Below are 21900 nucleotides of genomic sequence, written 5' to 3' on the forward strand. Positions count from 1 at the left end.
GTAGATATGGGCCATGGAAAACGAAACGCTGATCCGCTTTGGTGTCTTTCTCGGTCTGTTTGCCCTTTTTGCCATGACTGAAGCGATGATCCCACGACGTCCGCGCACCCAGGCGCGCAACACGCGCTGGATCACGAATTGGGGTATTACCATAGTCAATACGGTCTTGTTACGCCTCATGTCCTTTGGCTTGCCACTGCTGGCGGTAGGGGCCGCGGCACATACCGAGGCAGAGGGTTGGGGACTTCTGAACGCGCTTGACCTGCCGTTCTGGATCGAGGTGGTGGCAGCCATTCTGATCCTCGATTTTATTATTTGGGCACAGCATCTTGTCACGCATAAGGTGCCACTCCTGTGGCGTCTGCACCGTGTGCATCATGCCGATATCGATATGGACGTGACCACAGCCATCCGCTTCCATCCGATCGAGATCGGTCTGTCGATGCTGATCAAGATCGGTGTCGTCTATCTGCTGGGTCCCGCTGCCATTGCGGTGGTGTTGTTCGAGATCATCCTGAACGGCACTGCCATGTTCAATCATGCCAACATCCGCCTGCCCCTGTGGCTCGACGCCATCGTCCGGCGCTTGCTTGTGACGCCAGACATGCATCGTGTGCACCACTCGGTGCACCGGCACGAACATGACAGCAACTACGGGTTTTCGCTGTCGATCTGGGACCGCATGTTCGGCACCTATATTGCCCAACCCGAAGCCGGACATGACGACATGCAAGTGGGCCTCGAATGGCAGGACGACCGGCCAGCAAGACTGGGCTGGTCCCTGTCCCTGCCCTTTGCCCGAAAATGACCCTCAAGGCTGTTTCAGCAGCAGTTGATCCATATGGCCTGATGGTCATGGGGCACACGTTCAACAAGGTTCTCATCGGCACAGACGCGCATTGGTGGACCATCTTCACTCAAAGTGCCGAGTATATCAACGCGGTCGAAAACCCCGTCGACACCTGGTCCAAACGCATTCTGAACGAGATAGCAGATCGTCTGGACGCAACGGTGCATTTTCCATCCGACGGGCCACCCTATGCCCCCTTCATAGCGTGGGCATTGGACACGGGGCGCTTCTGGCAAAGCCCAACAGGCATGATGATCCATGACCGCGCCGGTCTGATGATTTCGATCCGGGGGGCACTGGAATTCACGCATGAATTCAAAGATGCATCCGAAGGGTCGCGTCCTTGCGATGCGTGCACAGATCGCCCCTGCGTTGCGGCCTGCCCGGTGGGTGCATTATCTGCCGAAACGCCCTATGATGTGCCTGCCTGTAAGGCGTATCTTGATACGCCTGCCGGTGTTCAATGCATGACCCGGGGCTGCCATGTGCGGCGGGCTTGCCCGGTCAGTCAGAGCTTTGACCGGTCCGATGCCCAAACCGCGTTTCACATGAAAGCCTTTCACCGATGACCCGTACGCTGATCTTGATGCGCCATGCCAAATCAAGCTGGGATCATCCTGCATTGATGGATCACGACCGGCCATTGAACGCGCGGGGCAAGGCCTCTGCACAGGCCATGGGCGATTGGTTGCGTCGGGAGGGCCATGTGCCCCAAGCGGCTGTCAGTTCGACCAGTGAGCGGACCGGGCAGACTTTTCTGGGGTTGGCGTTTGATATACCGGTGAGGTTTTCGCGCGCTCTGTATCACGCCGGGGCCGAGACAATGATGGCGGTGCTGAAAGAACAAACGGAACAGGCCGTTCTAGTGCTGGGCCACAACCCCGGCATTGCCGATTTCGCGGAACGGGTGGTGGAGCAACCGCCAGAACACCCGCGCTTTCTGGACTACCCGACCTGCGCAACCGCCATCATCCGCTTTGACGTGGACAGCTGGGCCGAGATTGATTGGCGTGTCGGGCAAGTGGTCGATTTTGCGGTGCCGCGTGAGGTGATGGCGGAGTGAGTCGCCCCGTGCATTCACCTTGTTTTCATGGAGATTGACGGCTTGAGACAGGGTGTCACCCCCCGTGCAGCATCCGTACACCCCCTGTACACCCCCACCGGGCGGGTGTTGGGCGGTTAACGCAACGCACGGTGATCTCGGATGTTTCCGAAATCACCTTAAAACCTCTGATCGAAAATGTCCCGAGAGCGCGGCAGGGTATTTTCGGTTCCAGACTTTCGGAAACATCCAAAGGACGCCTGACGGCGACGCGATGCAGTTTTTGATGGGGCTTTGCCCCAAACCCCAAGGTATTTTTAGCCAGAAGGAGGAAGTTGGTTATGTCTCATAACCATCGTCTAGGCTGAGGTCAGGCCGCTCCGGGTTTACCCAGGCGGCCTTGTAAGGCGGGGGTGTCCCCCGCCCCGCTTGATCAGTGGCCGAGAATCTGGCTGAGGAACAGCTGGGTCCGGGGGCTTTGCGGGTTGTTGAAGAACTCTTCGGGTTCGTTCTGTTCCACGATCTGCCCTTCGTCCATGAAGATCACCCGGTTCGCTACCTGACGGGCAAAGCCCATCTCGTGCGTCACGCAGAGCATGGTCATGCCCTCTTCGGCAAGCTCGACCATGGTGTCGAGCACCTCCTTGATCATCTCCGGGTCGAGCGCGGACGTGGGTTCGTCGAACAACATGATCCTTGGACGCATGCAGAGCGAGCGTGCGATTGCCACGCGCTGTTGCTGACCACCAGACAACTGACCGGGATACTTGTCGGCCTGATCGGGGATCTTCACCTTTTCAAGGAAGTGCATCGCGATCTCTTCGGCTTCCTTCTTGGGCGTCTTGCGCACCCAGATCGGGGCCAACGTGCAGTTTTCAAGGATCGACAGGTGCGGGAACAGGTTGAAGTGCTGGAAGCACATGCCAACCTCGGACCGGATCTTGTCGATATTCTTGACGTCCGAGGACAGCACGGTGCCGTCCACGGTGATCGTACCCTGCTGGTGTTCCTCAAGCGCGTTGATGCAGCGGATCAGGGTCGATTTACCAGAGCCCGAAGGCCCGGCGATCACGATCCGTTCGCCTTGATACACCGTCAGGTCGATGTCGCGCAGCACGTGGAATGTCCCGTACCACTTGTTCATCTTGTCGATTGAAATCGCGACTTCGTTTGAGACGTTCATTGCAACTTGTTCAGTCATATCAGCCACTCCTTAGCGGTGATCGGTCGCAAGCTGGCGTTCCAGCCACTGCGAGTATTGAGAGATGCCGTAGCAGACGACAAAGAAGAGAAGCGAGGCAAAGCCCAGAAGTTCCCAATAGACCCCGTTCCATTCGGTGGAGGCGAGGATGGGACCGCGGATCATGCCCAACAGGTCAAACATCGAGATGACCGAGACCAGCACGGTGTCCTTGAACAGACCCACCGCCACGTTCACGATGCCCGGAATCGAGATCTTGAGCGCCTGTGGCAGGATGATCAGCCGCATGGCCTGGGGGTAGTCGAGGCCGAGGCTGTCCGCCGCTTCGTACTGGCCGCGTGGCAGGGCGGCGAGGCCACCCCGGATCACCTCGGCGATGTAGGCCGCCGAGAACATCGTGATCATGATCACAACCCGCAGGAATAGGTCGGTCGTTGTGCCCGGCGGGAAGAAATACGCCAGCATCACGCTTGCCACGAACAGCAGGGTGATCAGCGGCACGCCACGAATGAACTCGATAAAGACCACGCAGATCCATTTGATCAGCGGCATGTCCGATTGCCGGCCCAGCGCCAGTGCGATGCCCAGAGGCACCGATAGCGACACACAGGTCACGCCCAGCATCATGTTGAGCATGAAGCCCCCCAGATCGCGGCTGGGCACGGTGCTGAGCAACGCGCCTTCGTTCGCGTTTGCAGGGATCAGCATCCCGCCGATGATCCAGACGACAAAGGCCGTCGCGATCCCGCCAAAGAAACCGGCGGCAAAGCTGCCCGCCACAAAGCGTTGGTAGACGAAGTAGCCCGCCACGAACCCGACCAGCGCCAGGATCGGAGTGAGGATCGTGCCCCCCCAGATCAGGTAGAAGGCGATGAACGGAAAGAGCGCCGTAAACAATAACAATTGGCGCGGCAATTTGAAGAACAGCACCGGTGCGGCGGCTGCAAAGAACAGCAGGAAGGTCAACGCGGGGCGCCAGTACTGATCCGCCGGGTATTTGAACCCGAACAGCAGCTGGTTCCACCGCTCGGTCAGCACCGAGAAGCAGCCCCCCGACACGCCGTTCAGCGCTTCGCGGCATTCTGCCAGGCTGGACGTGCCCCAGACGCCGTTGGCGATCCACGGCAGTGTGTTGGCGAGGATCAGGTAGATGAAATAGAATGCGGCAATCGTCAGCAGACTATAGAGCGGTGTCGAGAACAGGTTGTCCTTGGCCCATTTGACAGGTCCCGTTGCCGAGGTCGGCGGTGGTGAAGGTGGCACTTGTTCGGTGCGCACAAAGGCAGCAGATGTATCTGACATGGCTCAGCGCTCCTTCAACTTAACGGAATTGTTGTAGACGTTCATGACCGCCGAGATGCACAGCGAGATCGTGAGATAGAACAGCATCAGCAGCAGAACGCATTCGATGGCACGCCCGGTCTGGTTCAGGGTGATCCCACCCAGTGTGGCCGTGACATCGGCGTAGCCCACGGCGATGGCCAGCGATGAGTTCTTGGTGATGTTGAGGTATTGCGAGATGAGCGGCGGGATGATGACCCGCAGCGCCTGTGGCAGCACCACAAGGTTCATGATCCGGCCCTGGCGCAGACCCAGCGCGCCTGCGGCTTCAGACTGCCCTTTGGAAATGGCCTGAATACCCGCTCGGACGTTTTCCGCGATGAAGGCGCCTGTATAGATCGACAAAGCGAACCACAGGGCGATCAGCGGTCCACCGACCTTGATCCCACCGGAAAAGTTGAAGCCCTTGAGCACCGGATAATCGAGCCCGATCGGCATGCCCATGATGAAATAGACCAGCAGCGTTGGCACAAACAGAATGGCCAGGCTGGGCCAACCCATGGGCAGCAAACGGCCCGTATCGTAGAGCAGTTTGGTGGCATAGCGGCGATAGGCAATCACGCCAACGATTGACAGCAGGAACGTGGCCACAACCAAAAGTGATCCTGCGCCCCACACGGGTGCGGGGATGTAAACGCCGCGGTTGGTAAAGGCGATGGCATCGAACACCATGCTTGCCGCCGGTTCGTCCCCGCGGAACGCCCTTGGCCCTGGCAGGACCGCGATCATGATGGTGAAGATGATGATGATCCAGATCAGCACAGGGATGTTCCGGAAGATCTCCACGTAGAAGGACATCAACTTGCTGACCAGCCAGTTGTTGGACAGGCGCAGAACCCCGGCGATCACGCCAAAGATGGTCGCCGTCACACAGGCCAGAAAGGCCACAAGCAGCGTGTTCAGGATGCCCACCAGTGCGGCGCGCGCATTGGTCGACTGGCTGCTGTAGTCAATCAGAGTTTGGTTTATGTCATAGCCCGCTGGGGTGCCCAGGAATTGATAGGAGATGTTCAAACCCGCGGCAGCCAGATTGCTGAACAGGTTGCTCATCAAAAAGGCGGCAGACGCGATCAGTACGATCAGGGCAATGAATTGGAATGTGTATGATCTGTACCGCGTGTCGTTCAAAAGCATCGACAGGCGGAACGACTCCTGTGGAGGGTCGGTCATCGTTGTCATGAGGTTTTCCCCGTGGTTCCGGCCTTGGTTTTTGCGCGTCAGTGACGCGGGGCCGGGTTTTCATAACTGTCTGCATTTTCAGGCAGCTGCGCCGCTGTTTTCAGCGATCTTGTGCCCCAGATGCGCAAGGGGCGCAGGGTTTAACCTGCGCCCCTCGGCTTGGTATCTTAGCGGAAGGGCGGGCTGTAAAGCAGGCCGCCATCGGTCCACTGAGCGTTCAGGCCACGGGCCAGACCGATCGGAGTGGCTTCACCGATGTTCTTCTCGAAGATTTCGCCATAGTTGCCGCTGGCGTTGATGGCTTTCATCGCCCAGTCAGCGTCCAGACCCAGCATCTCGCCCAGGGTACCTTCGGTGCCCAGGATACGGTTGATTTCCGGGTTGTCGGTGCCACCGGACATTTCAGAGATATTGGTCGACGTGATACCCAGCTCTTCTGCCGAGATCAGCGCGTTCAGGGTCCAGCGAACCACATCGCCCCACTCGTTGTCGCCGTGACGGACCAGCGGGCCCAGCGGCTCTTTCGAGATGATTTCGGGCAGCAGAACGTGATCACCGGGGGCTTCAAAAGTGGCGCGTGTTGCGGCCAGGCCCGATGCGTCGGTGGTGTACACGTCACAGGCACCTGCAAGGTACTGCTGTTGCGCTTCGGCATTGGTTTCGATCGGAACCGGCTCATAGCTGATGTTGTTCGAGCGGAAGAAGTCCGCCAGGTTCAGCTCGGTCGTGGTGCCGGTCTGGATGCAGACGGTTGCGCCGTCCAGATCCTTGGCCGAGGACACGCCCAGATCCTTGGGAACCATGAAGCCTTGGCCGTCGTAGTAGTTCACGCCAACAAAGGTGAACTTGAGGTCCACATCGCGGCTGAACGTCCACGTGGTGTTACGGGCCAGCATGTCAATTTCGCCCGAAGCCAGCGCGGTGAAGCGCGTCTTGCCGGTTGTGGGCACGAATTCAACTGCGGTGGGATCACCCAGCACAGCAGCAGCCACAGCACGGCACACAGCCACGTCGAAGCCGTCCCATTCGCCGTTTGCGTCAGGTGCGGCGAAGCCGACCAGACCGGTTGTCACGCCGCAGTTCAGCGTGCCACGTGCTTTCACGTCATCGAGCGTGCCAGCAGCCGCAGCGCCGGCAGCCATGCCAGCGGCGGTCAGCGCGCCAAAGATTACGGTTTTTTTCATTTTTACCTCTTCCTGATTTTCCGCCGTATTTTGGCGGTTCGATCAGCGCAGCCTGAGTGTCCATGCTCCGCCGAAGGCTATCCAGCCGGAGTTGTCCCCAACCAGTGGGCCATAGTTTGGAAGGATTCATCGCAGAACGTCAAGGGCTGCGTCACCAAAAACGATGCATTATTGTGCGGTTTTACAGGCCGCAACATGCCCTAGCGTCAACCATATTTTGCCACATCAAAAAAGGCTTTCGCGTGCAAAAACGACGCTTGCTTGATCTGCGCGACCTCTCGGGCCTCTTCATCCTCACCCCATTGCTCTTCCTGCCAGATTTCATCAAGCCGCGACGCCGCCCAAATTGTGGGCGCCGGGTGCAGGTCTTGGGCGGCGGCAAAACCCAGGATCAGCGATCCAGAGAGGCTGACAAGGTCATGAAAGGCCGCAAGTTCAAACTCAGATAGAACGTGGACCCGTTGAGACAACGATGCGAGCGCTTGCGCATCCTGTGATTCGTGCATCAAACCCGTCCGTGGCTGAAGCCGCGCCCCCAAGGTATCAGCGGCCCAATCCAGATAGGGATCCCATTCTGCCACCTGCCTGTCGATCAGCTCCTGTGGCCCATCCGCCCGGTAACACAGCAGGTCCGCATCGCCATAGGCTGCAAGCATATCCGCCACTTCGCGGTGCTGCACCGCCACCTTGTCGATCGCCGCATTTGCGCTGCGGGTGAACGGCATGGACAGCGGGTTGACCACTTCATCCTGCGCGTTCCACTCAGCCGCGACGGCATCGGCCATCCTTTGCGTCGGCAGGATCAGCCCCGCTTTGGCCGGTGTTTTCACGGCCCGTCCATCCAGAGTCACGGTCCAACCCGTATCCGTCTGTTCAGCTGTCGCCGTTTTCCAGAACCGTTTTTGCTTCCATTCGCTCATGTCAGTCGGTCCATAGCGCGTTCAGCGCATCATCGAGTTCAGAAAAATCGTTCAAAATGGCGCGGGCACCATCAAGCTGGCTAGTGGCATGGTAGCCCCAGCCGACGCCCAGGAACGGCATGCCTGCCGCATGCGCCATCCGCGCATCAAAGCTGGTGTCGCCGATCATCACGGCGTCTGCTGTTTCCACCCCGGATTCCTCCAGCGCGGCGCGCAGCATCGATGGATGCGGCTTGGACGGATGGAAATCCGCGACCTGCCGGGTCACAAACATGCCGTTAAGCCCGTGGGCTTCGATCAACCCGTCGAGACCGCGCTTGGATTTCCCGGTCGCCACACCCAGCAGGATGTCGTCCTGCGCCTGCAACCGATCAAGTGCCGCCCGTGCACCCGGATAGAGCGGACAGGATGAAGCCCCTTTTGACACGCGCAGCTTGGCATAGCTGTCCTTGTAGGCCTCGACCATACGCGCGTGATCGGCATCCGCGACAAGCGCCTCCATCGCCACGGGCAAGGACAGGCCAACAATGCCAAGGATGTCTTGTCGGGCCGGTGCGTCCAGCCCAACGGCTGCAAAGGCGTCTGCCATGCTGGCCACGATGTCGGCTTGGCTGTCGACCAGCGTGCCGTCCACGTCAAAGACTACCAGACGCATCTACAGCGCCTCGAACGGATCTTCTGCGGCGAGGTCCTCGGTCCAGCCGAAGGTGTCCCAGCTTTGCGCCATGTGGTCCGGCAGGGGGGCGGTCACCGTGATGACCTTGCGCGTTTCAGGCTGTTCAAACCGCATCATGCGCGCGTGCAGGTGCAGCTTTTGGGAAATGATGCCACCGACCTTGGCACCCCAGCCGTCGCCCATGTTTTCCTGGCTGGAGCCACCATATTTGCCGTCACCGACAATTGGGTGTCCAATCTCGGCCATATGCGCGCGCAGCTGGTGGGTGCGCCCGGTGATCGGCTCCATCGCGACCCACGCCGCGCGGGACGCAACGCGGTAGAGCGTGGCGTACATCGTATGCGCGCGCTTTGCGCCGCGCGTATCGTCGATATCACGCGGGTGCACGGCGATCATTTTTTCGCCCTCACCGCTGCGGCCATGGCCCGGCGCCTTGACCAACCCGTACTTGATTTCACCCAAGTAAGGCGTGGGCACACCGGCGACGAGCGCCCAGTAGATCTTGCGCGTTTCGTGATGGCGCATGGCGGCTGTCAGGGACTTGGCCGCAGCCCGGGTGCGCGCCAGCAGCAGGACACCCGATGTGTCCTTGTCCAACCGGTGCACGAGGCGCGGTTTTTCGTCGAGGTCAAACATCAGCGCCTCGGCCAGCCCGTCCACGTGCTTGGTCTGCCCCGATCCCCCTTGGGTCGGAAGGCCGGACGGTTTGTTGATCGCGATGATCTGGTCATCCTTGTAGATCACGCAGTCGCGGATCATCTTGGCGTCCTTGTCCGAGATGCGCGTCTTTTGCACGGGCGGCGCGGGCCGGTCGGGCAAGGGCGGGATACGCACCTTTTGCCCCTCTTCCACGCGAGTCGAGGATTTGACCCTGCCCCCATTCACACGGCATTCGCCCTTGCGACACATCTTTTCGATCATGCCCTGGCTCACCTGCGGAAAGCGCCGCTTCATCCAACGGTCAAGGCGCTGGTCGCCCTCGCCCTCTTCCACGGTGACAGTCTGTACGCCGCTCATGCGAAAACTCCTCGGGCCAGGATGAGGCCAAGGGCCAATGCGCCGACCGACAGGCCGACCGACAGCAGGATATAGAGGCTGGCCGACGCCACCTGTCCGCGTTCGATCAGCGTCATGGTTTCAAGAGAAAAGGCGCTGAACGTGGTGAACCCGCCCAGGACGCCAGTCATCACGAAGGGGCTGAGATGGGTCAGCCCGCGATGGGCGGCGGCCACGACAAAGACCCCCATCAGGAAGGAGCCGATGACGTTGACCGTGATGATGGCCAGCGGGAAGTCGGACGGACCCAGTGCGCGCAGCACGGCCACGCCCGTCAGCCAGCGCAGGGACGCGCCGATCGCCCCGCCAAGGGCCACAAGGGAAAGGGTTGAAAACATGCGCGGTCTGTCGTCGGTTCGCCGCAAAGAGTCAAGGTCGGCGGCCTAGCTGTTCCGCTTGGTTCTGAGCCGTGCGAAGTAGTCGAGCCGTTTTTTCAAGTCGCGTTCGAAGCCGCGTTCTACCGGTTGGTAGAGGTCGGGCCGCTCCATCCCGTCAGGAAAGTAGTTCGCCCCCGAAAACCCGTCTTCGGCATCGTGGTCATAGGCATAGTCCTTGCCATATCCCTGATCCTTCATCAGCGATGTCGGCGCGTTTAGGATGTGTTTGGGCGGCGGGTGCGATCCGGTCTGTTTCGCCGCCCGGCGCGCGCCTTTGTAGGCGACGTACGCCGCGTTCGATTTGGGCGCGAGGGCGAGGTAAACAAGCGCCTGTGCCAGTGCAAGCTCACCCTCCGGGCTGCCGAGGCGTTCATAGGTTTCCCAGCTTTGCAGGCAGACCGCCTGCGCTTGCGGGTCAGCAAGGCCAATATCTTCGACCGCCATACGCGTGATACGGCGGGCGAGGTAGCGTGGATCTTCTCCGCCCTCCAGCATCCGGGCGAACCAGTACAGTGATGCATCGGGGTCTGAGCCGCGCACCGATTTGTGCAAGGCCGAGATGAGGTTGTAATGCGCATCGCCCGACTTGTCGTATTGGGCGGCACGGCGCATCAGGCGGGCAGCAAGGGCTGTCTTGTCGAGCTTGCCCTCGACCGTCCACGCCGTGACCTGTTCGATCAGGTTCAATAGCGCGCGTCCGTCCCCATCGGCCATTTCAAGAAGCGCTTCGCGTGCGGGGCCATCGAGTGGGAGTGGTTTGTCGAGTTCCTTTTCGGCCCGCTGGGCCAGCAACTCCAAGTCCTTGAGGTCGAGCCGTTCCAGCACCAGCACTTGCGCGCGGGACAGAACAGCAGCGTTCAGCTCAAAGCTAGGGTTCTCGGTGGTTGCCCCCACCAGGAGGATGGTGCCGTCCTCCATATGCGGCAGGAACCCATCCTGCTGCGCCTTGTTGAAGCGGTGAATCTCATCCACGAAGAGCAGCGTCCCCTGCCCGTTCTGGCGACGGATCTTGGCCGCCTCGAACACTTTCTTGAGGTCCGGGACACCTGTAAAAATCGCCGATATCTGGACGAAATGTAGGTCTGTCTCATGCGCAAGCAGCCGGGCGATGGTCGTTTTGCCGACGCCGGGCGGGCCCCAGAAGACCAGTGAACTCAGCGCACCCGAAGACAGCATGACGGTCAGCGGTGCCTCCGGTCCCAGCACCTGCGATTGTCCAATGACATCGGACAGCTTTTGCGGGCGCAGCCGGTCGGCCAGGGGCCGTGGTCCCTTGTCTTGCTCAGACGAGGAAGAGGCGAACAGATCACCCATTGCTAGAACCGCAACACGATGCGGCTGTTGCCGCGCACCGCGCGTACGGTGGTGCCACGGCGCGCTTCGGACAGGATCGTCGCCGCCTGTGCCGGAGTTTCAATGTCCTGCCGGTCGATCCGTTGCAGCACATCGCCACGACGCAATCCGACACGACGGCCTATCGGACCTTCGTCCAGAACCACCACGCCGTCCGCCGCGATGGGCAAGTTCAGTTCGGCCAGAACAGCCGGATTGATGCGCGCCAAGGTGAGGCCCGGCAGGCTTGCCTCTTCGGAGAGTGTCGTCTCTTCACGCGGCGGGCTGTCTGGCGGTGGGATGAGGGCCACGGTCAACACGTCTTCCTCACCATCGCGCAGGCGGGTCATTGTGGCGCTGTTCTGATCGCTGGCAACGCTCATACGGAACAGCATTTCGCCAGGGCTGCCCACGGTCGCGCCATCAACGGCCAGCACCACGTCGCCCACTTCGAACCCGGCCTCGGCCAGCGGGCTGGCCGGGTGCAGACCGGCAAGCATGATGCCACCGGGGCGGTCACGGCCCAGTGACTCGGCCAGATCAGCATCCACCGCCTGGCCCGTAGCCCCGGCCCAAGGCCGAATGAAACGGTCATTGCCGTCCCGTGCCTGTTTGACAAACGCCGCCACCAGATCAGCCGGAATGGCAAAGCCGATCCCGTTCGACCCGCCCGAACGGCTGAGAATGCGGGTGTTGATACCCAGAAGTTGGCCGCGCATGTCGATCAGCGCACCGCCAGAGTTGCCCGGGTTGATCGGTGCGTCGGTCTGAATGAAATATCCTGCCCCGCGCCCATTGCTGCCGCCGGACCGCGCAAGGCCCGACACAATGCCCGACGACACGGTCTGCCCCACGCCAAAAGGGTTGCCGATGGCGAGGGTCAATTCGCCCACCTCAACCGTTTCACTGTCGCGTAAGGATAGGAACGGAAGGTCCTTTGCATCGTCGATCTTGAGGATCGCCAGATCACTTTCCTGATCGCCAAGCAGCACGCCGGCATCATATTCACGCCCGTCGTTCAGCACGACCCGGATATCCGTCGCTTGCCCCACCACGTGGTAGTTCGACACGACAATCCCGTCATCGCCAAGGATGACGCCGGAGCCAAGCGAATTCTGAACGCGGGGTTGCGGCTGCCCGAACCCTTCGAACAGGCGCTCGAAAAACGGATCGTCCATAAAGGGCGTGCGTGCACGCGCCTGGGTGACAAAGCGCACATAGATATTCACGACCGCCGGGGCCGTCTCGCGCACCAGCGGCGCAAAACTGAGGGTGATTTCCGACTGGTTTTGCGGCACGCGCGTTTCTGCCTGCGCACCTTGGGCAAACAGGCCAAGCAAAATGATCAAAAACAGGTGTTTCATGGCCGTCCTCGTCTGCGTCCGGATATGCGCCCTGCCCCGCACAAATGCAACAGAACTGACCGAACGCAATTCCGGCCCCCAGCTGAGAGATACAATGAGGGCATGCATATATTGCTCGGAGACAGAGCAAAGGAGAACCAAAGAAATGGCAAAACTAGATCGGGGCACCTTGGTCGTCGTGGCTGATGGTGAAAAGGCGCTGTTCCTGCGCAATCTGACAGATCGGCGAAACCCCAAATTCGAAGTGACGGACGTGGAAGCGCAAGAGAACCCTCCGTCCCGCGCGCAATCGACCGACCGGCCCGGGCGCATGAAGGATGGTGGACCGGGTCAATCGTCCGCCCTGGAGGATACGGATTGGCACACCTTGGCCAAGGATCGGTTCGCCAAGGAATTGTCCAACATGTTGTACGCTGAAGCGCACAAGGGCGCATTCGACAAGCTGGTTCTGGTGGCATCACCGCAGGTGCTTGGCGTGCTCCGCGCCGACATGCACATCGAGGTCACGGCCAAGATCGTTGCCGATATCCCCAAGACGCTGACCAATCACCCGGTGCACGAGATCGAGAAGATCGTGAAGGCCGAACTTGGTCTCTTTTGAAACGCAAAACGCCGCCCCCTGATCCGGGGGCGGCGTTTCCGCTTCGCTGTGCGCAAAGCCTTATTCTTCGGCAGCGTCTTCTGCTGCGACGCGGGCCTTGTCAGCGGCGCCCTTGGCGTCGCGGTCGCGGTCCACGAATTCGATGATCGCCATGGGCGCCATGTCGCCATAGCGGAAGCCAGCCTTCAGAACACGAATGTAGCCGCCTTGGCGCTCGGCGTAGCGCGGGCCAAGGACGTCAAACAGCTTGGCAACGTATTGCTCTTCTTTCAACTTGGACGCGGCCTGACGACGGGCGTGCAGATCACCGCGCTTGGCGAGCGTGATCAGCTTTTCAACGATAGGCTTCAGTTCCTTGGCCTTGGGCAAGGTTGTCTTGATTTGCTCATGTTCGATGAGCGAGCCGGCCATGTTTGCGAACAGAGCCTTGCGGTGCTCATGTGTCCGGTTCAGGCGGCGGTAACCACGTGCGTGACGCATTTTTCTTCTCCAAATCGTGCCCTCTACGGGCTGTTTTGCTTTGTCTGGCCCGCGATGCGTGTCTTGGGCTCTCCTTGGGGCGTTATGCCCGGTCGTCGGGTGGGCGTGACCGCCCACCCTAATGGCTATTAAAAGTTGTCTTCGAACTTCTTGGCCAGATCTTCGATGTTGTCCGGCGGCCAGTCCTCGACATCCATGCCAAGGTGCAGCCCCATGCCCGACAGCACTTCCTTGATCTCGTTCAGGGACTTGCGGCCAAAGTTCGGCGTGCGCAGCATTTCTGCTTCGGTCTTCTGGATGAGATCGCCGATGTAGACGATGTTGTCGTTCTTCAGGCAGTTTGCCGACCGCACGGACAGTTCCAGCTCGTCCACTTTCTTCAGCAGAAGCGGGTTGAACTCGAGACCATCGTCGTCGTCCTGACGCGATGCGCTTTCCGGTTCGTCGAAGTTGACGAAGATGCCCAACTGGTCCTGCAGAATGCGCGCAGCAAAGGCCACGGCATCATCAGGGCTGATGGAGCCATCGGTTTCGACCTTCATGGTCAGCTTGTCATAGTCCAGCACCTGGCCCTCGCGGGTGGGCTGAACGTCATAGCTGACTTTCTTGACCGGCGAGTAGATCGCGTCGATCGGGATCAGACCGATAGGCGCGTCTTCCGGCTTGTTCTTGTCCGCCGACACATAGCCCTTACCGGTATTCACGGTCAGTTCCATGTAGACATCCGCACCATCGTCGAGGTGACAGATGACCAGATCGCGGTTCAGGATCTCGATCCCGGCGCTTTCAGAGATGTCACCAGCCGTCACAACGCCCGGACCCTTGGCAGAAATCGACAGGCGCTTGGGCCCTTCGACTTCCATGCGCAGGCTGACCTGCTTGAGGTTCAGGATGATGTCGGTCACGTCTTCACGCACACCGGCGACGGACGAAAACTCGTGCAATACGTTGTCGATCTGCACAGACGTGATGGCCGCGCCTTGCAGCGACGACATCAGCACGCGGCGCAGCGCGTTGCCCATGGTAAGGCCAAAACCGCGCTCAAGCGGTTCGGCAACAACGGTGGCCTGTCGCGCGGGTTCATTGCCCGGCTTGACGTCAAGCTGCTGCGGCTTGATCAGTTCGGCCCAGTTCTTATGGATCATGCGTCCCTCCATTCCTGTCGACGCGCCATGTCCCAACGCGCGACTCCCGAGGTTTCAAAAAGCAGATCGGGGCCGTGCGAAATACGCGGCCCCAAAAGGTGTTGGATGTCGCTTAGACGCGGCGACGCTTGGGTGGGCGGCAGCCATTGTGGGCAATCGGCGTCACGTCGCGGATCGACGTGATGTTGAAGCCAACAGCAGCCAACGCGCGCAAAGCCGATTCACGACCCGAACCGGGGCCCTGCACTTCGACTTCCAGCGTTTTGACGCCGTGATCCTGAGCTTTCTTGCCTGCATCCTCTGCCGCCATCTGGGCCGCATAGGGTGTCGACTTGCGCGAGCCTTTGAAACCCATGGTGCCAGCGGACGACCATGCGATCGCGTTGCCTTGCACGTCCGAGATCAGGATCTTGGTGTTGTTGAACGAAGAGTTCACATGCGCCACGCCTGCGGCGATGTTCTTGGAGACCTTTTTCTTGGCTCCACGGCGGGTATCACGTGCCATTGGTGCGTCTCCTTATTTCTTCTTGCCGGCAATGGCCTTTGCGGGGCCTTTGCGGGTGCGAGCGTTGGTGTGTGTGCGCTGACCCCGGACGGGCAGATTGCGACGATGGCGCAGGCCACGGTAGCAGCCCAGGTCCATCAGGCGCTTGATGTTCATCTGTGTCTCACGACGCAGGTCACCCTCGACGGTAAAGTTCTCGTCGATATGCTCGCGGATTTTCAGAACTTCAGCATCGCTGAGTTCGTTCACACGACGGCTGGCGTCAATGCCAACGGCTTCGCAGATTTTCTGGGCGGAGGTGTTGCCGATGCCTGTGATGTAGGTCAGAGCAATCGGAACGCGCTTGGCTGTGGGGATGTTGACCCCTGCAATACGTGCCACGTGGGCTTTCCTTTCGTTGCGAGCCCGTCATTCCAGGCCCTTTTTTCACAACATAAGGCCCAAGGATTTTGCCCCCGGGCCTGCAGCTGATCAGGTGATCCGACCGGACGCGTTCCGGTCTTTGATTCTCGTTAGAGATGGCGTGAAATAGGCGTTGATTCAAAGGGCGTCAACCCCTGTGGTGTAGCGAAACCACTGAAGCGCTGGGTGAAATCTAAACGAATGAGACATCAACGGGGAAACAGACCGCTAAGCAGTTTTTTCGAGGAAGGGATTGTCGCCTCTCTTCAATTCAAAGCCGGGGTTTGCAGCCAGAAATTCGTCCGTAGCGGTGCGGCAACCGCCATAGGCGTGGTAGTCGTCTATGACAATTACTCCGCCTGTACACATGCGCGGCGCGATGTAGTCCAAGCAAAGCTTAACGGGATCATACCAATCGCAATCAAAATCAACATGTGCGAAACAGATCGTTTCAATATTGGTTTGTGGCAGCGTGTCTTCAAACAATCCTTTGGTCAGTTTTGTCATACCGTCTGTCAGATCAAGATTGTTGGAACGGAAGGTTTCGCAAACACTGCGGTACAAGTCCTCCTGATATCCATAGTATGTCTTACCGCCCAGCCCAACGGATCCGCCCGATTTGATGGTCTGATACCGAGACTTCGATTTCTCATCGTCTTTGACAGAGGCAGGTGCCGGGATCATGCCAAAGACATCGAATCCTTCAAACGACTGGCCAACGTTTCGCGCGTGTTTTGCGATGACCACGGCCGAACCACCCAATGCAACCCCAAACTCAAGATAGTGCCCGGGCAAACCTGCGCGACCAAGGCGGTGAAGTACCGACTCGATCCGCAGCAGCTTTTCATCTGTCAAATAGGTCAAGCCCTCACTCTGCATGCGTTTTGCGAGTGGCGACAACCGCGGCCTAAGCGCTTTCCTCACTCGGCGCTCAATGCCCTTTAGCAGAATACGCACAGCCAGACTTAATTGAGGTGCGCGGCTATCGCCGCTTTCACATCGTCAATCTCGCCCAGCCCATCAACCTTCGTCAGCTGGCCCTTGGCATAGTAGTAGCCGATCAGCGGAGAGGTCTTCTTGTAGTACTCCATCAGGCGGGTTTTAAGGCTTTCCTCATTGTCGTCCGCCCGGCGCTTAAACTGGTTTTCAGCGCCACAATTAGTGCACTTGCCGTCCGACGGGATCGGCTTGGTATTGTCGTTATAGACCTCACCGCACATGCCGCATGTCGAGCGTGCAACGATGCGGGCAACCAGCGCATCGTCATCCACTTCCATCTCGATCACAGCGTCCAGGGTCTCGCCCTTCTCCGCCAGCAGATCGGCTAAGGCATCGGCCTGCGCCAAGGTGCGGGGGAAGCCGTCAAAGATGAAGCCATTGGTCTTCACTGTCTCAAGCTGTTCGCGGATCAGGCCAATCACGATCTCGTCCGTGACAAGCGCACCGCGGGCCATGACATCGGCCACGATCTGGCCCATCTCGGTCCCACTGTCCTTGGCGGCGCGCAGCATGTCGCCTGTCGACAATTGCACCATGCCCCGTTCTTCAACCAGAAAACGCGCCTGCGTTCCCTTGCCCGCGCCCGGCGGGCCCAAGAGAATAATGTTCATCAGCTGTCCCCTCCCTGGACCGCCTTAGCGACGGACAGGGCTCCTTTTGCGGCGGGTCTTGTTGCCCTTACCGCGCAGTTGCGATTTCTCGATCAGGCCTTCGTACTGGTGGGCCAACAGATGGCTTTGTACTTGCTGGATCGTGTCCATGGTCACAGATACCACAATCAACACGGATGTCCCGCCAAAGTAGAACGGAATGGCAAACTCACCGCGCAGAATTTCGGGCAGCAGACAGACCAGCGCCAGGTAGGCCGAACCCAGAACCAGCACACGGTTGACCACGTATTCGAGGTATTCGGCCGTTTTCTTACCGGGGCGAATACCAGGGACAAAGCCGTTCTGGTTCTTGAGGTTGTCGGCCACGTCATCGGGTTTGAAGCTGACGTTGAACGTATAGAAATAGGCAAAGAAGACGATCATCGCTGCAAAGAACAGCAGGTACAGCGGCTGACCGGGGCCAAAGTTGGCCAAGAGCCACGACATGATCGGGCTGGTCGAGTTGCCAGAGAAGGTCGAGATCGTCACGGGTAGCAGCAGCAGCGACGAGGCAAAGATCGCAGGGATCACGCCCGCAGGGTTCACCTTGACCGGCAGGTGCGAGGACCCACCGTCATAAACCTTCATCCCCACCTGACGGCGCGGATACTGGATGTGGATCTTGCGGAGTGCACGCTCCATGAACACCACGAAGGTGATGGTCACCACGACCATCAATATCACACCCACGATGATCGCAGGGCTCAACGCACCCGAGCGACCGCTCGCAAAGAACTGCGCCAGCGCCGCAGGCACCTCGGCAATGATGCCGACAAAGATGATCAGTGAAATACCGTTGCCGATGCCGCGTGCGGTGATCTGCTCACCCAGCCACATCAGGAACATGGTGCCACCCACCAGCGTGATCAGGCACGACATGCGGAAGAACATGCCCGGATCGGTCACCAGATCGCCGGATTCCAGCGATACAGCAAGGCCATAGGCCTGCAAGGTCGCCAGTGCCACCGTGCCGTAGCGGGTGTATTGGTTGATCTTCTTGCGCCCCTGTTCGCCCTCTTTCTTGAGTTGCTCAAGCTTGGGCACCATCGAGGTCAGAAGCTGCACGATGATCGAGGCCGAGATGTAAGGCATGATGCCAAGGGCAAAGATGCCCATCCGGCCCAGCGCACCACCGGTGAACATGCTGACCATGCCGCCAATGCCTTGGCCTGCACTTTCCATGAACTCCCGCAGGGCGGCGCCATCAATGCCGGGCACCGGGATAAAGGTGCCAAGGCGGTAGACGATCAGCAGACCGAGGGTGAACAGGATGCGGTTGCGCAGGTCGGTGGCCTTACCAAGAGCGCTCCAGCTCGTGTTGGCGGCCATATTCTCGACGGCAGATACCATGCGGGCATGTTCCTTTATGGCGAAACGCCGCCCAAACCGTTTTCCGGCGGGCGGCGTAGGAAAAACTAGAGACTATGTAAGCCGCATATTCGCGGCTCACAAGGCGTCAAACTGGCTTACTCGGCGGCCGCCGCGGCTGTGGTCAACGACCCACCCGCTTTTTCAACGGCTTCGACGGCCGATTTGGACGCGCCGGTCACAGCAAGTTCAACTTTCGAGGTGATCTCACCTTTGGCCAGAACGCGGATACCGTCCAGCTTGCGGCGCACAAGGCCCGAAGCAATCAGCGCATCTTCGTCGATGGCTTTTTTGGCGTCGATCTTGCCCGCGTCGATGAATTTCTGGATCAGGCCCAGGTTCACAACGGCAAATGCCTTGCGGTTCGGCTTGTTGAAGCCGCGCTTGGGCAGACGTTGGTAGAGGGGCATTTGCCCGCCTTCGTAGCCGTTGATGGCCACACCCGAACGAGATTTCTGACCTTTGATGCCACGGCCACCCATCTTACCGGTGCCGGAGCCAGGACCACGGCCCACGCGCTTGCGGGGCTTGGTTGCGCCAGGATTGTCGCGCAGTTCATGCAGTTTCATATCGCTTCTCCTTGCCGGATGTGCCCCACGAAGCGTGAACGGGACAACCACGGCGTTTCTTGGTTTTGATTCTCGTGGCGCAAGACGCCACCGGGGGGCGTATAGACCCAGCACCCTGATGGATCAAGCCCCGTCCACCTCATCCATGGGCCGTACATCTGCGGCCTAAAGCCTCTATGCCTCGCCGCAACGGCCCATTTTGCAGGCGGCACCGCAAGATTTTGATTCACAGACCAGAATTTGGCCGATAGAGGTGACAATCACATAACAAAAACAGCCCTCACAATGGGGGCGCGCAGTCAACAGGCCATCGGAGACGCACAAAGTGCTCCAAGACTTTCTTCAGCATCCCGGTGTTGTGCACCGCGCGGGCATCGCCGCGGCGGTCCTAAGCGTTTATGCGTTCTGGCCTTACATCCGCGACATACTGACAAACCGGACCCGGCCCGAGCGGGCATCCTGGCTGATCTGGGCCGTGCTGAGTGCCGTGTCCCTTCTAAGCCAAGCCTATGAAGGGGCTGACGGATCACTGGGTTTTGCCATCGCGCAAACGGCGGGCACGGTCATCATCTGCGGCCTAACCTTCTGGAAAACCACCGGCCTGCGGTTCAAGACCGACGACAGCCAGGTGCTGACCGCCACCGCCGTGGGCATCTGGCTGTGGGCGGAAATGGAGAGTGCCGCCTATTCGCTGTTCGTCACGATAACCATGTCGATGATGGGCGGGCTTCTGACCATGCAAAAGGCCTTCCTTGATCCCAAGTCTGAAACATGGGCAACCTGGGCCGCCTTCTTCGTATCGGCGGCGCTCGCCGTTGTGGCGATTGGCGGGGCGGATTGGCTGCTCTTGGCGTATCCGCTTTATGTCATGGTTCTGTCAGGTGGCATCATGCTGTGCATGGGCGCAGGTCACGTATGGGCGGCACGGCGTGTCCCCACCCTGCCCAATGCCCCTCACCAGCAGCTGACCCTGTCCGTCATGTCGTTTCAACGGACGGGTTCACCCAGCGTGTCGGAGTAAACGGCCGCGCAATCGCACGTTCCAACAATTCAAGCCGGTCCTGTCCATAGAAGACCTCGCCCTCCAGAACATATGTTGGCGATCCGAAAACACTGGCCACAAGAGCCGCCTGGCTGTTGGCTGCATATTGGGCCGCAACCTCTTCGGATCGTGCCCGGGCAAGCAATTCATCGGCGTCATGCCCCAGACCTTTGGCAAGCGCACGCAGCGTCGGCACATCTGACAGGTCCGCATCGTCGCGCCAATGGGCCTCAAGGATCGCATGGGCCATGGCGTCCACCTGGTCCCCGCGGTCACCAAGGGCAAGGATCATGCCACTGGCCAATGTGTAGTCTGCGTCATGATAAGTCGGGCGGAACGACACCACCGGCACATCGCGCAATTCGGCCCACCGCTCGATCTCGCGGCCAAAGAAGTAATCCACATGCGCCTGCGTGCGCGCCCGGAAGGGCAGACTGCCCTGCGCCTCGACCACCGGGGACAACGCGATGGGGCGGTGCACAAGGGTCAGGCCATGGGTGGTACAGATCTGCATGACCTTGGCGGAGCCAAGATAGGCAAAGGCGGAATGGGCGGAGTAGTAGTAGGTGAGGTCCATCATAGGACGCAGGCTAGGCGTCAAATCCATGTTCCACAACGCTTGCGACATTGCTTTTGGTTTGCGGGTGGTGCCATCCTGCCGTCGATGATTGCCCTCCGTCCCCTGATGGTGGCCACTGCACTTGCGGCCACCCTGCCCACGATGCTGTCCGCGACGGGATGCGCACGGGACGCGATGCTGGTGTTTGACGGCTCGGCGTCGATGGACGAACTCAGCTTCGATGTCTCACGCAAGACCCGGATCGTGGATGCCCGCACGGCGCTGCGGGATGCCCTGCCCGACATCACACCGTTTCGCCGGGTTGGTCTGCTGACCTACGGGCCCGGTGCAAGTGCCGACAGTTGCGCCAATATCGACCTGCGCTTTGGTCCACGGGCCGATGCGGCAGCCGCCATTGTGGATCAGATCGACACCCTGCAACCCAAAGGGCTGACAGCGCTGGCGGCGTCCGTCCGGGCCGCCGCAGACGCGCTCGATCACCGCAACCGGTCAGGTATCGTGGTGCTGGTCACGGACGGCAACGAGACCTGCGGCGGTCGGCCTTGCGCGCTAGGCACAGCACTTGCCCAAGAGGCCGCAGACCTGACCGTGCATGTGATCGGCTTTCAGGTGGTCGTGGACTTCTTCAGCTGGGACAACCCCGAGCAGGTGGACGTGGGCGCAGGCAACACGGTTGCCAAATGCCTCGCCGATCGGACGGGCGGACTCTATGTCTCAACGGATACGGTAGACGAGTTGGCGGACGCACTGCGCGCAACACTCGGGTGTGCGTTGATTGGGGCAGTCCCTCAGGCACCGATCCCCCCGTTCAGCGCCTTCGAAACACCAGCCGCCCCACGCCGTCAAACTTGAACCAACACTGACTGTCGACCTGCCCTCCGACGACGGACCCAAAGGGGCGATGTCCTTCTGGTAAATCCTACCTCCCCGTGCCCACTCCACCCAGACGCGAAGGTATGGAAAACCGGACTGGCGCGAACCGCTTGGGTCGGGCCTACTTCCTTCATAACACTTCAGCCGAACCACATTATCGGCAT

The 21900-nt window shown here is 59.8% G+C and carries 25 protein-coding genes; 6 read left to right on the forward strand and 19 right to left on the reverse strand.

Annotated features, from left to right (window positions below):
• The first annotated feature begins 13 nt into the window (after positions 1 to 13).
• From Q1A75_RS07325 to Q1A75_RS07335, 3 genes are read left to right on the forward strand one after another with little or no spacing between them, the layout of a single operon-like run.
• Positions 14 to 808 carry a sterol desaturase family protein gene (locus tag Q1A75_RS07325; protein ID WP_299548617.1) on the forward strand — a complete coding sequence of 265 codons (795 nt, stop codon included), beginning with the start codon at positions 14 to 16 and terminating at the stop codon, positions 806 to 808.
• Positions 805 to 1419, forward strand: a complete 615-nt coding sequence (locus tag Q1A75_RS07330) for a ferredoxin (protein ID WP_299548614.1) — start codon at positions 805 to 807, stop codon at positions 1417 to 1419. The genes Q1A75_RS07325 and Q1A75_RS07330 overlap by 4 nt, the downstream gene beginning before the upstream one ends.
• Positions 1416 to 1913 carry a histidine phosphatase family protein gene (locus Q1A75_RS07335; protein ID WP_299548611.1) on the forward strand — a complete coding sequence of 166 codons (498 nt, stop codon included), beginning with the start codon at positions 1416 to 1418 and terminating at the stop codon, positions 1911 to 1913. The genes Q1A75_RS07330 and Q1A75_RS07335 overlap by 4 nt, the downstream gene beginning before the upstream one ends.
• A gap of 412 nt (positions 1914 to 2325) precedes the next feature.
• Here Q1A75_RS07335 and Q1A75_RS07340 read toward each other — a convergent pair whose 3' ends face one another.
• The 10 genes from Q1A75_RS07340 to Q1A75_RS07385 form a co-directional block, all read right to left on the reverse strand.
• Positions 2326 to 3093 (reverse strand): amino acid ABC transporter ATP-binding protein, encoded by a 768-nt coding sequence (locus Q1A75_RS07340; RefSeq protein ID WP_299210922.1) that lies wholly within the window; start codon positions 3091 to 3093, stop codon positions 2326 to 2328.
• A gap of 12 nt (positions 3094 to 3105) precedes the next feature.
• A complete protein-coding gene (locus Q1A75_RS07345) occupies positions 3106 to 4395 on the reverse strand; it encodes an amino acid ABC transporter permease (protein ID WP_299548607.1) in 1290 nt (429 codons plus the stop codon).
• 3 nt (positions 4396 to 4398) lie between these two features.
• On the reverse strand, positions 4399 to 5613 hold the full coding sequence (locus Q1A75_RS07350) for an ABC transporter permease subunit (RefSeq protein ID WP_299548604.1): 1215 nt from the start codon (positions 5611 to 5613) through the stop codon (positions 4399 to 4401).
• 167 nt (positions 5614 to 5780) lie between these two features.
• A complete protein-coding gene (locus Q1A75_RS07355) occupies positions 5781 to 6797 on the reverse strand; it encodes an amino acid ABC transporter substrate-binding protein (protein WP_299548601.1) in 1017 nt (338 codons plus the stop codon).
• A 206-nt stretch (positions 6798 to 7003) separates the two neighbouring features.
• Entirely contained in the window at positions 7004 to 7717 is a 714-nt protein-coding gene (locus Q1A75_RS07360) for an ATP12 family protein (protein WP_299548598.1), read from the reverse strand.
• A gap of 1 nt (position 7718) precedes the next feature.
• On the reverse strand, positions 7719 to 8372 hold the full coding sequence (locus Q1A75_RS07365; RefSeq protein ID WP_299548596.1) for an HAD-IA family hydrolase: 654 nt from the start codon (positions 8370 to 8372) through the stop codon (positions 7719 to 7721).
• Entirely contained in the window at positions 8373 to 9410 is a 1038-nt protein-coding gene (locus tag Q1A75_RS07370; RefSeq protein WP_299548593.1) for an RluA family pseudouridine synthase, read from the reverse strand. It abuts the gene before it with no gap.
• On the reverse strand, positions 9407 to 9787 hold the full coding sequence (gene crcB / locus Q1A75_RS07375) for a fluoride efflux transporter CrcB (RefSeq protein WP_299210900.1): 381 nt from the start codon (positions 9785 to 9787) through the stop codon (positions 9407 to 9409). Before crcB ends, Q1A75_RS07370 begins: the two co-directional genes overlap by 4 nt.
• Positions 9788 to 9832: 45 nt before the next feature.
• Complete coding sequence (locus tag Q1A75_RS07380) at positions 9833 to 11140, reverse strand: replication-associated recombination protein A (protein ID WP_299548590.1); 1308 nt, start codon at positions 11138 to 11140, stop codon at positions 9833 to 9835.
• A gap of 2 nt (positions 11141 to 11142) precedes the next feature.
• On the reverse strand, positions 11143 to 12522 hold the full coding sequence (locus Q1A75_RS07385) for a trypsin-like peptidase domain-containing protein (protein WP_299548587.1): 1380 nt from the start codon (positions 12520 to 12522) through the stop codon (positions 11143 to 11145).
• A 145-nt stretch (positions 12523 to 12667) separates the two neighbouring features.
• Between Q1A75_RS07385 and Q1A75_RS07390 the strand changes: the two genes are divergently transcribed.
• Positions 12668 to 13123, forward strand: a complete 456-nt coding sequence (locus Q1A75_RS07390; protein ID WP_299210891.1) for a host attachment family protein — start codon at positions 12668 to 12670, stop codon at positions 13121 to 13123.
• 60 nt (positions 13124 to 13183) lie between these two features.
• Here the strand turns inward: Q1A75_RS07390 and rplQ are convergent, their stop codons facing one another.
• The 8 genes from rplQ to rplO all read right to left on the reverse strand — a co-directional run bounded on the left by rplQ (position 13184) and on the right by rplO (position 19241).
• Positions 13184 to 13603, reverse strand: a complete 420-nt coding sequence (gene rplQ / locus Q1A75_RS07395; protein WP_299210888.1) for a 50S ribosomal protein L17 — start codon at positions 13601 to 13603, stop codon at positions 13184 to 13186.
• Between the two features lie 128 nt (positions 13604 to 13731).
• Positions 13732 to 14748 (reverse strand): DNA-directed RNA polymerase subunit alpha, encoded by a 1017-nt coding sequence (locus Q1A75_RS07400; protein ID WP_039688716.1) that lies wholly within the window; start codon positions 14746 to 14748, stop codon positions 13732 to 13734.
• A gap of 112 nt (positions 14749 to 14860) precedes the next feature.
• A complete protein-coding gene (gene rpsK / locus Q1A75_RS07405) occupies positions 14861 to 15253 on the reverse strand; it encodes a 30S ribosomal protein S11 (RefSeq protein ID WP_299210882.1) in 393 nt (130 codons plus the stop codon).
• Between the two features lie 12 nt (positions 15254 to 15265).
• Positions 15266 to 15634: a 30S ribosomal protein S13 gene (gene rpsM / locus Q1A75_RS07410; protein ID WP_299210879.1), complete on the reverse strand. Its 369-nt coding sequence runs from the start codon at positions 15632 to 15634 to the stop codon at positions 15266 to 15268.
• Between the two features lie 249 nt (positions 15635 to 15883).
• The gene (locus Q1A75_RS07415) at positions 15884 to 16534 is read right to left on the reverse strand and encodes a TylF/MycF/NovP-related O-methyltransferase (protein WP_366142184.1); all 651 of its coding nucleotides are present in this window, start codon (positions 16532 to 16534) and stop codon (positions 15884 to 15886) included.
• 86 nt (positions 16535 to 16620) lie between these two features.
• Entirely contained in the window at positions 16621 to 17265 is a 645-nt protein-coding gene (locus Q1A75_RS07420; protein WP_299548579.1) for an adenylate kinase, read from the reverse strand.
• Between the two features lie 24 nt (positions 17266 to 17289).
• Complete coding sequence (gene secY, locus Q1A75_RS07425) at positions 17290 to 18654, reverse strand: preprotein translocase subunit SecY (RefSeq protein WP_299210873.1); 1365 nt, start codon at positions 18652 to 18654, stop codon at positions 17290 to 17292.
• A gap of 116 nt (positions 18655 to 18770) precedes the next feature.
• Complete coding sequence (rplO, locus tag Q1A75_RS07430) at positions 18771 to 19241, reverse strand: 50S ribosomal protein L15 (protein WP_299210870.1); 471 nt, start codon at positions 19239 to 19241, stop codon at positions 18771 to 18773.
• 325 nt (positions 19242 to 19566) lie between these two features.
• On the opposite strand from rplO, the gene Q1A75_RS07435 reads away from it, so the two are divergent.
• Complete coding sequence (locus tag Q1A75_RS07435; RefSeq protein ID WP_299548575.1) at positions 19567 to 20262, forward strand: hypothetical protein; 696 nt, start codon at positions 19567 to 19569, stop codon at positions 20260 to 20262.
• Here the strand turns inward: Q1A75_RS07435 and Q1A75_RS07440 are convergent.
• A complete protein-coding gene (locus Q1A75_RS07440) occupies positions 20219 to 20863 on the reverse strand; it encodes a 2-hydroxychromene-2-carboxylate isomerase (RefSeq protein ID WP_299639407.1) in 645 nt (214 codons plus the stop codon). The two genes, Q1A75_RS07435 and Q1A75_RS07440, sit on opposite strands and share 44 nt — an antisense overlap.
• Positions 20864 to 20947: 84 nt before the next feature.
• Between Q1A75_RS07440 and Q1A75_RS07445 the strand changes: the two genes are divergently transcribed.
• Positions 20948 to 21715: a VWA domain-containing protein gene (locus Q1A75_RS07445; RefSeq protein ID WP_299548569.1), complete on the forward strand. Its 768-nt coding sequence runs from the start codon at positions 20948 to 20950 to the stop codon at positions 21713 to 21715.
• Positions 21716 to 21900: the final 185 nt, after the last annotated feature.

Origin of the sequence: uncultured Tateyamaria sp. (genome assembly GCF_947504105.1) — a bacterium.
GTDB lineage: Bacteria > Pseudomonadota > Alphaproteobacteria > Rhodobacterales > Rhodobacteraceae > Tateyamaria.

Excerpts from the sequence above, each read along its gene's own strand:
- Q1A75_RS07325 (WP_299548617.1), top strand. The coding sequence starts at position 14 with ATGGAAAACGAAACGCTGATCCGCTTTGGTGTCTTTCTCGGTCTGTTT.
- Q1A75_RS07330 (WP_299548614.1), top strand. The coding sequence starts at position 805 with ATGACCCTCAAGGCTGTTTCAGCAGCAGTTGATCCATATGGCCTGATG.
- Q1A75_RS07335 (WP_299548611.1), top strand. The coding sequence starts at position 1,416 with ATGACCCGTACGCTGATCTTGATGCGCCATGCCAAATCAAGCTGGGAT.
- Q1A75_RS07340 (WP_299210922.1), bottom strand. The coding sequence starts at position 3,093 with ATGACTGAACAAGTTGCAATGAACGTCTCAAACGAAGTCGCGATTTCA.
- Q1A75_RS07345 (WP_299548607.1), bottom strand. The coding sequence starts at position 4,395 with ATGTCAGATACATCTGCTGCCTTTGTGCGCACCGAACAAGTGCCACCT.
- Q1A75_RS07350 (WP_299548604.1), bottom strand. The coding sequence starts at position 5,613 with ATGACAACGATGACCGACCCTCCACAGGAGTCGTTCCGCCTGTCGATG.
- Q1A75_RS07355 (WP_299548601.1), bottom strand. The coding sequence starts at position 6,797 with ATGAAAAAAACCGTAATCTTTGGCGCGCTGACCGCCGCTGGCATGGCT.
- Q1A75_RS07360 (WP_299548598.1), bottom strand. The coding sequence starts at position 7,717 with ATGAGCGAATGGAAGCAAAAACGGTTCTGGAAAACGGCGACAGCTGAA.
- Q1A75_RS07365 (WP_299548596.1), bottom strand. The coding sequence starts at position 8,372 with ATGCGTCTGGTAGTCTTTGACGTGGACGGCACGCTGGTCGACAGCCAA.
- Q1A75_RS07370 (WP_299548593.1), bottom strand. The coding sequence starts at position 9,410 with ATGAGCGGCGTACAGACTGTCACCGTGGAAGAGGGCGAGGGCGACCAG.
- crcB (WP_299210900.1), bottom strand. The coding sequence starts at position 9,787 with ATGTTTTCAACCCTTTCCCTTGTGGCCCTTGGCGGGGCGATCGGCGCG.
- Q1A75_RS07380 (WP_299548590.1), bottom strand. The coding sequence starts at position 11,140 with ATGGGTGATCTGTTCGCCTCTTCCTCGTCTGAGCAAGACAAGGGACCA.
- Q1A75_RS07385 (WP_299548587.1), bottom strand. The coding sequence starts at position 12,522 with ATGAAACACCTGTTTTTGATCATTTTGCTTGGCCTGTTTGCCCAAGGT.
- Q1A75_RS07390 (WP_299210891.1), top strand. The coding sequence starts at position 12,668 with ATGGCAAAACTAGATCGGGGCACCTTGGTCGTCGTGGCTGATGGTGAA.
- rplQ (WP_299210888.1), bottom strand. The coding sequence starts at position 13,603 with ATGCGTCACGCACGTGGTTACCGCCGCCTGAACCGGACACATGAGCAC.
- Q1A75_RS07400 (WP_039688716.1), bottom strand. The coding sequence starts at position 14,748 with ATGATCCATAAGAACTGGGCCGAACTGATCAAGCCGCAGCAGCTTGAC.
- rpsK (WP_299210882.1), bottom strand. The coding sequence starts at position 15,253 with ATGGCACGTGATACCCGCCGTGGAGCCAAGAAAAAGGTCTCCAAGAAC.
- Q1A75_RS07415 (WP_366142184.1), bottom strand. The coding sequence starts at position 16,534 with ATGCAGAGTGAGGGCTTGACCTATTTGACAGATGAAAAGCTGCTGCGG.
- Q1A75_RS07420 (WP_299548579.1), bottom strand. The coding sequence starts at position 17,265 with ATGAACATTATTCTCTTGGGCCCGCCGGGCGCGGGCAAGGGAACGCAG.
- secY (WP_299210873.1), bottom strand. The coding sequence starts at position 18,654 with ATGGTATCTGCCGTCGAGAATATGGCCGCCAACACGAGCTGGAGCGCT.
- rplO (WP_299210870.1), bottom strand. The coding sequence starts at position 19,241 with ATGAAACTGCATGAACTGCGCGACAATCCTGGCGCAACCAAGCCCCGC.
- Q1A75_RS07440 (WP_299639407.1), bottom strand. The coding sequence starts at position 20,863 with ATGATGGACCTCACCTACTACTACTCCGCCCATTCCGCCTTTGCCTAT.
- Q1A75_RS07445 (WP_299548569.1), top strand. The coding sequence starts at position 20,948 with ATGATTGCCCTCCGTCCCCTGATGGTGGCCACTGCACTTGCGGCCACC.